The sequence below is a fragment of the Streptomyces sp. MB09-01 genome (genome assembly GCF_033794505.1).
In the GTDB taxonomy this organism is placed as follows: Bacteria; Actinomycetota; Actinomycetes; order Streptomycetales; family Streptomycetaceae; genus Streptomyces.
This window is the reverse complement of record NZ_JARAYQ010000300.1, coordinates 1-9,108: the sequence shown is the minus strand read 5'-3', so window position 1 is coordinate 9,108 and position 9,108 is coordinate 1. Positions and strand designations below refer to the sequence as shown.

Annotated in this window: 8 protein-coding genes and 2 pseudogenes; 5 read left to right on the top strand and 5 right to left on the bottom strand. The window is 73.9% G+C overall.

Annotated elements, in window-relative coordinates; genetic code table 11:
• Nucleotides 1-95: 95 nt before the first annotated feature.
• Both PV721_RS37505 and PV721_RS37500 read right to left on the bottom strand, forming a co-directional pair.
• A pseudogene (locus PV721_RS37505) lies at nucleotides 96-281 on the bottom strand (hypothetical protein); the annotation flags it as partial.
• A complete protein-coding gene (locus PV721_RS37500) occupies nucleotides 275-1,012 on the bottom strand; it encodes an ABC transporter ATP-binding protein (RefSeq protein WP_319732432.1) in 738 nt (245 codons plus the stop codon). The pseudogene PV721_RS37505 and the gene PV721_RS37500, both read right to left, overlap by 7 nt.
• Nucleotides 1,013-1,340: 328 nt before the next feature.
• On the opposite strand from PV721_RS37500, the gene PV721_RS37495 reads away from it, so the two are divergent.
• Entirely contained in the window at nucleotides 1,341-1,784 is a 444-nt protein-coding gene (locus tag PV721_RS37495) for an SSI family serine proteinase inhibitor (RefSeq protein WP_319732430.1), read from the top strand.
• A 98-nt stretch (nucleotides 1,785-1,882) separates the two neighbouring features.
• Here PV721_RS37495 and PV721_RS37490 read toward each other — a convergent pair whose 3' ends face one another.
• The 3 genes from PV721_RS37490 to PV721_RS37480 are packed head-to-tail and all read right to left on the bottom strand — an operon-like array spanning nucleotide 1,883 to nucleotide 4,227.
• Entirely contained in the window at nucleotides 1,883-2,797 is a 915-nt protein-coding gene (locus PV721_RS37490) for a GNAT family N-acetyltransferase (RefSeq protein WP_319732428.1), read from the bottom strand.
• On the bottom strand, nucleotides 2,794-3,741 hold the full coding sequence (locus PV721_RS37485) for an ATP-grasp domain-containing protein (protein ID WP_319732426.1): 948 nt from the start codon (nucleotides 3,739-3,741) through the stop codon (nucleotides 2,794-2,796). The genes PV721_RS37490 and PV721_RS37485 overlap by 4 nt, the downstream gene beginning before the upstream one ends.
• Nucleotides 3,742-3,783: 42 nt before the next feature.
• Nucleotides 3,784-4,227 (bottom strand): hypothetical protein, encoded by a 444-nt coding sequence (locus tag PV721_RS37480; protein WP_319732424.1) that lies wholly within the window; start codon nucleotides 4,225-4,227, stop codon nucleotides 3,784-3,786.
• A 163-nt stretch (nucleotides 4,228-4,390) separates the two neighbouring features.
• Here PV721_RS37480 and PV721_RS37475 point away from each other — a divergent pair, with 163 nt between their 5' ends.
• The 4 genes and pseudogenes from PV721_RS37475 (at nucleotide 4,391) to PV721_RS37460 (ending at nucleotide 8,941) form a co-directional block, all read left to right on the top strand.
• Nucleotides 4,391-5,119 carry an SIR2 family NAD-dependent protein deacylase gene (locus PV721_RS37475; protein WP_319732423.1) on the top strand — a complete coding sequence of 243 codons (729 nt, stop codon included), beginning with the start codon at nucleotides 4,391-4,393 and terminating at the stop codon, nucleotides 5,117-5,119.
• Nucleotides 5,120-5,272: 153 nt separating this feature from the next.
• Nucleotides 5,273-5,707 (top strand): annotated as a pseudogene (locus PV721_RS44160) (AAA family ATPase); the annotation flags it as partial.
• A 340-nt stretch (nucleotides 5,708-6,047) separates the two neighbouring features.
• Nucleotides 6,048-8,180 carry a helix-turn-helix transcriptional regulator gene (locus PV721_RS37465; protein WP_319732420.1) on the top strand — a complete coding sequence of 711 codons (2,133 nt, stop codon included), beginning with the start codon at nucleotides 6,048-6,050 and terminating at the stop codon, nucleotides 8,178-8,180.
• Nucleotides 8,181-8,350: 170 nt separating this feature from the next.
• On the top strand, nucleotides 8,351-8,941 hold the full coding sequence (locus PV721_RS37460; protein ID WP_319732419.1) for an RICIN domain-containing protein: 591 nt from the start codon (nucleotides 8,351-8,353) through the stop codon (nucleotides 8,939-8,941).
• The last annotated feature ends 167 nt before the right edge of the window (nucleotides 8,942-9,108 follow it).

Genomic DNA, 9,108 nt, shown 5'->3' with positions numbered 1-9,108 from the left:
TCCACCTTTTTTTTTCTTCGGCACGTTAAAATTTTTTAAAGAGACCACCCCTGGACGCCCCGCAGCGCCTGCCCGAACGGTTCGCCCAGGCCCCCGTCGTCGCCCTTGACGACGACGGGGGCCTGGGCGAACCGTTCGGGCAGGCGCTGCGGGGCGTCCAGGGTGGCGGCGAGCGCGAGGCCCATGGTGGCGATCAGGCCGACACCGAGGGCCAGTGCGAGGAAGCTTCCGACGAAGGTGACCCAGCGGGTGCGCGCGGTGCGCAGGGCGATGCTCAGCACGGCGCGGCCTCCAGCGCGGTCATGTGGGCGGCGATGTCCGGGGCGCTCGCGCCGGACAGTTCGCCGTTCGGGCGGCCGTCGGCGAGGAAGACGACACGGTCCGCGTAGGAGGCGGCCACGGGGTCGTGGGTGACCATGACGACGGTCTGGCGGTCGGTGTCGACCATGGCCCGCAGCAGGGTGAGCACCTCGCGTCCGGTCCGGGAGTCCAGGGCGCCGGTGGGCTCGTCGCCGAAGAGCACGTCGGGGCGGGTGATGAGCGCGCGGGCCAGAGCCACGCGCTGTTGCTGGCCGCCGGACAGCTGGGCGGGCCGGTGCCGCGCCCGTTCGGCCAGGCCCACCCGGGCCAGGACCTCGCGGACCTCGGCCTCGGCGGGGCGGCGGCCGGCGAGGCGCAGCGGCAGGGCCACGTTCTGCTCGGCGGTCAGGGCGGGCAGCAGGTTGAACGCCTGGAAGACGAAGCCGATCCGGTCCCGGCGCAGCAGGGTCAGCCGGGTCTCGCTCAGTGCGCCGAGTTCCGTGCCGCCGATGGTGACGGTGCCGGAGGTGGGCCGGTCGAGTCCGGCGGCGCACTGCAGCAGGGTGGACTTGCCGGAGCCGGAGGGGCCCATGACGGCGGTGAAGGTGCCCTGGGGGAAGTCGAGGGAGACCTGGTCGAGGGCGGTGACCGCCTGCTCGCCGGTCCCGTGGACCCGGCTGACGTCCCTAAGTTGGATCGCGTCGTTTTCCATGCCTCGACCCAACCGTCCCGGACGGCCCGGCGCAGCGGGCCTGGAGGGTGTTCCGGGGGTGGGGCCAGCCCTACCCCCGGAGGGGGTTCTCGACCCCGTCCGGGCCGATCACGGCCGGTCGACCAAAGGTTTCGGAGGCGTTTCCCGGTCGGTGTTCGGCCGATTCGGCGGGGCGCTCCCCCACAGGTCAGCCCCCTCGCACCGCTGCGGTCTGCACTCATCCGTACACGATGGGTGACGAGAAATGGGGGTGCGAACGGGCGTTCACGGCCCGCGTGGGCAAGACTCTGTCCGCTATCCGAAACGCCAACCCAAGGGAGTGTTCGAAATGCGGTCCATCGCAAGGGGTCTCGGGCTCGGTTCCGCCGCCATGGCGCTCACCGCGCTCACCGCATTGGCCTGGCCGGGTACGGCCGGGGCCGCGCCGGCCGGTACGGAGAGCCTGTACGCGCCGTCCGCACTCGTGCTCGGCGTGACGGCGGGACAGGACGCCGACAGCGGCACGGTGCTGCGTGCGGTGACGCTCGTCTGTGCGCCGACGCCGGGCGGGACGCACCCGAACCCGGTCGCCGCGTGCGCCGAGTTACGCGCGAACGGTTCCCGGCTGGACCCGCTCGCGGCCCCGGCCGCCGACGCGGTGTGTACCAGGGAGTGGAACCCGATGACGGTGACGGCCGACGGGGTCTGGCAGGGCCGCCGGCTCAGCTACACGTACACCTTCGCCAATCCGTGCGGCTTCCGGAACACCACGGGCGTGCTGTTCGACTTCTGACCCCCCGTGACACGACGGGCCGGGCGGCGCCGTGCGACCGCCGTCCGGCTCACAGGGCCCTGCACCGGCAGGGGGTGACGGGTCGACCACCCGCGCTCTCAGCCCAGTTCGAGACTGGTCACCCCGAACAGCTCGGCCAGGGCGAGGTCCGGGGCCGGGCCGGTGTACATCCGGGCGGTCTCGAAGACCGGGACCAGGCCGAGGTTTGCGAGGAGTGCCGCGGCCTGCGGGTTCGCGTCCGGCGCGTCCACGGAGACCACGCCTCCGGGCGCGTGCCGGGCGAGCCGCCGCAGCAGGGCGCCCGCCACCGCCGGGTCGGTCGCGTACAGCGGACCGATCCTGTGGGCGGCGCTGCACGGGCGGATGACACCGAGGCCTTCGATCCGGCCGTCGCGGACGGCTGCCAGTGCCGTCCGGCCGGGCAGCCCGGTCCAGGCGGACAGGAAGGCGGGGCGCGGTTCGGGGAAGAACCGCCGGTCGTAGGCAGCGAGCAGACCGAAGGGCAGCGAGGCCGCGTCCACGATCGCGACCCCGGCGTCGGTCCCGGCCCAGGCCTCGACCCCGGCCCCGACCCCGGCACCGGTTCCGACCTCGTTCTCGGCCGCGCCGTCGACGTACCCCGCGGGGACCCCCTCGTAGCGGACGTTGTTCCAGGCCGGAAGGAAGCCGGACTTGCGGTAGTTGTCCTGCTGGGCGACGACCCCGTCCAGGCCCACGAGCCGGCCGTCGAGGCGCTCCATCCCGGCGTGCCACAGCCGGATGCCGTAGCCCTGGCCGCGGAAGGCCGGGCGGGCGATGTAGAGCCCGATGAAGCCGAAGCCGGCCCCGTACCGGACGGCGGAGATGCAGGCCACCGGTTCGCCGTCGAGCCGGCCGACGAGGAAGCCCTCCGGGTCGGCCACCGCGAAAGCGAAACGGTCCGAGTCCCCCGGGTTCCAGCCCTCTTCGTCGGCCCAGCCGCGCATCAGTTCCATGTCGGCGGCGCTCGCGCCGGTGATCTCGAATCCCGTCATGCCGGTGTTGTACCAGATGCGGACGGCGTGCGCAGGAGTGCCTGACCAGCCGTCAACAGCTGTACGAACGCGGTGAGATCGACCTCCCGGTGGAGGTCGCTGACCTGTCCGTCGCCCACTTCGACGACCCGCCAGACCCCGTCCGCGCGCAGCGCGAGGTCGGTGGTCACGAAGGGGCAGTCCAGCGCCCCGACGGCCGCCCGTACCGGTGCGAGGTCCGGCTCGGGGACCTCGGGGACCTCGGCGACCGCACTGTCGGGGTGGGCGGTGACCAGCCGGGGCACCCCGTCCCGCCACCACACGCGCACCTCCGCGGCCGCCGCCCGTGGGGCGACGAAGGTCTCGAACGCCCTCAGCACCACCCCGCCCGCCAGGAACTCGTCCTGGAGTTCGACGAAGCGTGCGACCACCCGGTGCAGGGCGGCCGCGTCGGCGAGGTCGGGCACGTAACAGGCCTCGGTCCACTCGTGCTTGCGGGACTTCACGTAGTCCTTGACCACGGCGGACCCCGGCGGCAGCCTTGCGGCGAGGGCCGCGAGGCGCTGCGGGTCCGGGAGCTCCCCCGGTTCCATGGGCAGCCAGCCGCTGACCGGCGTGAGGCCGGCGAAGGTCCCGTACCAGCCGGGGAGTTCGTGCGCCCGCCGGTACGCCTCGGGGGTGACGACGAGTTCGGCGCCGCGCCCGCGCAGGGCGGCGTCCAGTTCGGCGTACCGTCCCGCGGGGAGCATCCAGCCCCGGTACCAGACGGCTCCCGTTCCCTCGGGCACCCGCGCCACCGCCCGCTCGGGGTCCCCGGCGAGCAGCGCGTCGTGGTCGACGAGCAGGGCCGTGCCGCCGGTGGCGCGCAGTTGCCGGGCCTCCGCCGCGAAGTGGGCGTCGGCCCGGCGCTCGTGCAGCGGGTCGCGGCAGTAGAGGACGGTGGTGGTCGCGGTCGTCGTCGGCATGCGCCCACCCTACGGACGGCACCGCGGATCACCGTACGGATTTCAGCCCGCGCAGATCACGTCGTCGAGCCGGATGGGCCTGGAGTCGAGACGGACGTACGCGGTGAAGGTATCGGTGACCCCGCCGGCCCAGTGGGTGGTGACGGTGGCCCAGCCGACGCCGGCCGCCCGGGCGACGGTGACCGGGCCGATGCCGATGTTCTGCGGTTCGTTCTGGGAGCAGAGCAGGACGTCGGAGTCCGTATCCACCTGCTGTCTGTCCTTGAGGTTCTGCGAGACGTACTGCTCGCGGTCGTGCGGGGAGGGACCGTGGGCGCCGTAGAAGGTGGCGAGGAAGCGACTGATCTGATCGGCGGTGTGCCCCTCCACGACCGCGACGGGGGCGACGGCCGGGGCCGGCGCGGCGTGGGCGGGGACGGACGACAGGGCCGGCAGCGCGAGCAGGGTCAGCAGCAGGGCGCCAAGGCTGTGGGGCTTGAGCATCATGTCCGGTTTTGTACCCGGCTGGCCGGTGCACCGGGAGGGAGCCGCGAGGATCTCACTCCTGTGGGGGGCGGGATTCACCGAAGAAACGACCCTCCGGCGTCCTCGCGGCCGGGGCGCCGTAATGGGGTCGCGGGCGCCCGGCGCCGGTACGTAGGGTCGGAGCATGGGAAAGCCGCTTGTCGCAGTGTTCAGCGGGGCCGGGATGTCCACCGACTCCGGAATTCCGGACTACCGGGGGCCGCAGGGCCTGTGGCGCCGGGAGCCGGACGCCGAGAAGCTCGTGACGTACGAGTACTACATGGCCGATCCGGAGATCCGGCGCCGGTCCTGGCTGATGCGGGCCGAGCTCGGGGCGGTCGGGGCGCGGCCGAACGCCGCGCACCTGGCCGTGGCCGAGCTCGAACGCGGCGGCACCCCCGTCCGGGTCATCACCCAGAACGTGGACGGGCTGCACCAGCTCGCCGGGATGCCCGCGCGCAAGGTGTTCGAGCTGCACGGCACCGCCCGGTCGGTGGTGTGCACGGCCTGTCACGCCCGGTCCGGCATGGACGAGGCGCTGGCCCGGGTCGCCGCCGGGGAACCGGATCCCGCCTGCCTGGTGTGCGGCGGGATCCTGAAGGCGGCGACCGTGATGTTCGGGCAGCGGCTCGACCCCGTGGTGCTGGGGCACGCGATGGCCGTGGCCAAGGGGTGCCAGGTCTTCATCGCCGTCGGTTCCACCTTGCAGGTGCAGCCCGCCGCGTCCTTGGCCGGGATGGCCGCCGAGGCCGGGGCCCGGCTGATCATCGTGAACGCGGAGGAGACGCCGTACGACTCCCTGGCCGACGAGGTCGTCCGCGAGCCGATCGGCACGGCCCTGCCCGCGCTGCTGGCCAGGATCGCCGCGAGCTGATCCATGCCGGCCACCTGATCCAGGCCGACCATCTGATCTGCGTCGCCATCGGATTCAGTCAATCCGCTGCCCACTTGGCCGAGATGGCCCCAATAATGCCGTTTCCGGCAAATCTGACCGAAGATCATCCCACCTATCGCACCCCGTCCCTCCATGATTCCCTACGGGCCCTCCGGGCCCTCACGGACGGCGCGCAGCCGTCTGCACAGGGGTGGGAGGGCGGAAGTGACACACGTACTGGTCGAACGCGACGACGTACTCCTGGCCGCGGCCGCCGCCGCTGCCCGGGCGCGCTCCGGGAGGGGCAGCTGGCTGATGCTGGCCGCGCCGCCCGGCCGGGGCCGGAGCGCCGTGCTCGACACCGTCGTCCGCCGGGCCGGTTCCGACCACGGCATGCGCGTGCTGTCGGCGCGCTGCTCGCCCGAGGAGACCGCCTTCCCCTTCGCCCTCGTACGCCAGGTGTTCCCCGGCGCCGACGGCATTCCCTTCGCCGACGCCGCCCCGCAGCAGGAGCAAGAGGTCTTCCACCGGCTCCTGGACCTGCTGACCCGGACCGCGGCGGTCCGGCCCGTGCTGCTGGCCGTCGACGACCTGCACTGCGCGGACCTGGTGTCACGCCGCTGGACCGGCTACCTGGCACGCCGGATCGCCGGACTTCCGATCCTGCTGCTGGCGACCGAATGCCGTGAGCACTCCGACGTCACCTGGCTGCCCCGGACCACGGGCGTGTGCCACCCGCTCCCCCCGCTCGGGCAGGACGCCGTCACACGGCTCGCGCGCGAGCGCGGGCTGGCTCCCGAGCAGCGTGCCACGTGCCGGGACGCCTCCGCGGGCAACCCCGCCCTGGTACAGGCCCTCCTCGCCGACCTGGCCGACTCCGCCGCCTCCCCCGGCCCGGGATCCGGGCACACCCCGGACCGGCAGGGCGGTGCTCCGCCCGCCCGCTACCGCGCCGCGCTCGCCCGGTGGATCCGGCAACCGCGCCGACGACGAGCCCCGCCACATCGCCCTGGCCCTCGCCATCACCGCCCGGTGCTCCCCCGCCACCGGTTCCGCCCTGCTCCAGGAAGCCCTGACGCTCTGTCCGGCCCGCCACGCGGCCGCGCCCTGCACGCCGCGGCTGGCCCGGCTGCTCTCCCACCCGCTCGCCCTCGAAGCCGTACTGGACGCGGCCGACCCCACCGAACTGGCGGCCCTGCACACCCGGGCCGCCCGGCTGCTCCACGACCGCGGCGCCCCCGCCGCGGCCGTCGCCGCCCACCTGCTGCACCTGGAGCGCCCGCGCGCGCGGTGGATGGCCCGCTGCCTGGAGGAGGCGGCCGACGACGCCGTGCGGGCCGGGCACACCGAAGAGGCCGCCGGCCTGCTGCGCCACGCCCTGCGCACGCGGCCGCCGCTGGCCCGGGACCGGCACGCCGACCTCACGCTGCGCCTCGGATCGTTGGAGTTCCCGCACAGCGCCGCGGCAGGCGTCCGCCGGCTCCGGGCGGGCCTCGACCTGCACCCCGACCGCCAGGAACGCGCCGCCGCGGCACCCGCTCTCGGCGCGGCCCTCGCGGCCCGCGGGCACACGGACAGCGCGCTGAGGGTCCTGCACCGGGCGAGCAGCGGCACCGACGACGACGAGCTGGTGCACGTTCTGCGGACGGTCACCGCCCTCGTCTCCTCGCACGACGCGGTCGCCTGGCGCGATGCCATCGCGGGCCTGCGCACCCTCGCTCCCACGGCCCCGCCCGCCGTCGAACCGCTGGTCTGCGGTCTGATCACCGAGTACGAGACCGGTGCCGGGCTCCTCTCCGCGGCCGAGGTCCTCGCCCGGATCCGGCCCCGGCTGGCCGGGGCACCGGTCCACCCGCGACTGCGCACCGCCTGGCTCGGCAGCGCCGCCACCCTGTTGCAGTGGGCCGACCGGCTGGATGACGCCCGGGCGCTCGCCCAGCAGGGGCTGCCCGCGCCGCCGGCGCCGCCGGACCTGACCGACGCGGGCCTTCAATGCCTGCTCAGTGCCCGGGCGGAAGCCGCTCTCTGGGCGGGTGATTTCCGGCGCGTCGTCGCCGAGAACACCCTCCTGGCACACACCTGCACCGGACGCGGCATCCGCGCACCCCACCTGGTCTCCATGGTGGCGCTCGCCCGGTACGAGCTCGGCCTGCGCGACCAGGCCTGGCAGCTCCTCTCCACACCCGACGAGACCACCGCGGACAGCTCCTGGGAGTGGAACGAACTGCGCTACGCGCGCGCCCTGCTCCACGGCTTCGAAGGACGGTGGCAGGCCGCGCTCGACGACCACCTCGCCTGCGGCACCGGCCAGAGCGCCCGCGACTTCGTCAGCCCCGTGGCCACACCGTGGCGTTCCGGTGCGGCCCTCGCCCTGGTCCGTCTCGGCCGGGCGGGCCAGGCACGGGAGCTGGCCGAGGAGGAACTGTGCCGCGCACGCCACTGGGGCACCCCCCGGACGGTCGGCAGGGCTCTCCGGGCCCACGCCGCGGCCGTCGGCGGCCGGCAGGGCCTGGAGTCCCTCACCGAGGCGGCCGCCCTGCTGGAGGAAGCACCCGCGCCGGTGGAACGCGTCGAGACCCTGATCGACCTCGGCAGGGCGCGCATCGGGGCGGGGCTCGGCCGCAGGGGCCGGGAGGATCTGCGCACCGCCGACGCCGAGGCGGCCCGGCTGCTGTCCCCTGCGGGTGTCGGCGACGGCCCGGGGGTCGCGGACGGCCCGGGCGATGGGGGCGGCCCGGGCGACGGGGGCGGCGAACCGGCAACCGTGCCGACGGGCCGACTGCTGCGCGCGACGAGTGCCGCGCTGCGCGACGCGAACGCCCGCACCACGACACGGGCCCGGACCGGCCCGGGGGCACTGACCGGAGCGGAACGGCGCGTCGTCGACCTCGCCGCCGAGGGGCACACGAACGCCCAGATCGGCGAGGCGCTCCACCTGTCCCGGCGGACGGTGGAAACCCATCTCACCAGTTCCTACCGGAAGTTGAAGGTGACCCGCCGCAGCCAGCTCGCGGCCGGCCTGGCCGGAGCGGACACCGCCGGGGGCGGGCCACGGGACTGACCACGAGAACGCGCGGAACACCGTGTTCGTGGTCTTCCACGATGCGCTCGGACTCGGCCGGCGGACAGAGTGGGCACCGCGCCGGACCGGCCCCCGCGGTCCGGCGCCACCTCCATCCGACCGGCGCCCGCCGAACCCCTCGACGGAGCCGTGCACGAAAGGTACTGAGCATGAATTCCACGATGCGCACGTCCATCCGCTCGGGTCTGGTCACCCTGATCGCCGTGACGGGGATGTCGGCCCCCCAGGCTGTCGCCGAGGCCCGCCCCGCCACCGTTCCCACGGCGCAGACCGCCTCCGCCCCGGGGGCCATGCTGGCCCCCAACGAGCTGTGGCAGCTGCGCAAGCGGGGCAGCCGCTACGAGATCGCCAATGTCCACAGCGGCATGTGCCTGAAGGTGAAGGGCGGCTCGAACGACAGCGGGGCCCCGGTGGTCCAGGGCGAATGCGGGACCGCGAGCGAGCAGTTGTGGAAGTCGGAGGTCACCGACGGCGGCACGTTCATCCAGCTGCGCAACGTCAACTCCGGCAAGTGCCTCGACATCTCGGGGGGTACGGCACGCAAGGGCGCCAAGATCATCCAGTGGGACTGCAACGGCGGCCTGAACCAGAAGTGGTGGGACACGGACAACATCGACGGCAACCCCGGCTGGTGGATCAGCGGCACCACCCCGAGCGGTGCCCCCACCTGGATGTGCCTGGACATGCCCGGCGCCAGCACGTCCTCCGGCACGCAGGCCGCCGTGTGGGAGTGCGTCTAGCCACCCGATTCCTGGCCCTGCCCGACCGGGGAGGGCGGGGCCAGGGACGGTGGCCCCGGGACCGCCCGCCTAGGTGTATTGATCACGAGCGTTGTTAACAGTGTCGGGTCTTGATCATGGCGAAGACCTCCGGTGTGGTGGAGGTGTCTAGGCTCCACACCACGCAC

Coding starts and splice junctions, on each gene's coding strand:
- PV721_RS37495 (WP_319732430.1), top strand. CDS start 1,341: ATGCGGTCCATCGCAAGGGGTCTCGGGCTCGGTTCCGCCGCCATGGCG.
- PV721_RS37490 (WP_319732428.1), bottom strand. CDS start 2,797: ATGACGGGATTCGAGATCACCGGCGCGAGCGCCGCCGACATGGAACTG.
- PV721_RS37480 (WP_319732424.1), bottom strand. CDS start 4,227: ATGATGCTCAAGCCCCACAGCCTTGGCGCCCTGCTGCTGACCCTGCTC.
- PV721_RS37475 (WP_319732423.1), top strand. CDS start 4,391: ATGGGAAAGCCGCTTGTCGCAGTGTTCAGCGGGGCCGGGATGTCCACC.
- PV721_RS37485 (WP_319732426.1), bottom strand. CDS start 3,741: ATGCCGACGACGACCGCGACCACCACCGTCCTCTACTGCCGCGACCCG.
- PV721_RS37500 (WP_319732432.1), bottom strand. CDS start 1,012: ATGGAAAACGACGCGATCCAACTTAGGGACGTCAGCCGGGTCCACGGG.
- PV721_RS37460 (WP_319732419.1), top strand. CDS start 8,351: ATGAATTCCACGATGCGCACGTCCATCCGCTCGGGTCTGGTCACCCTG.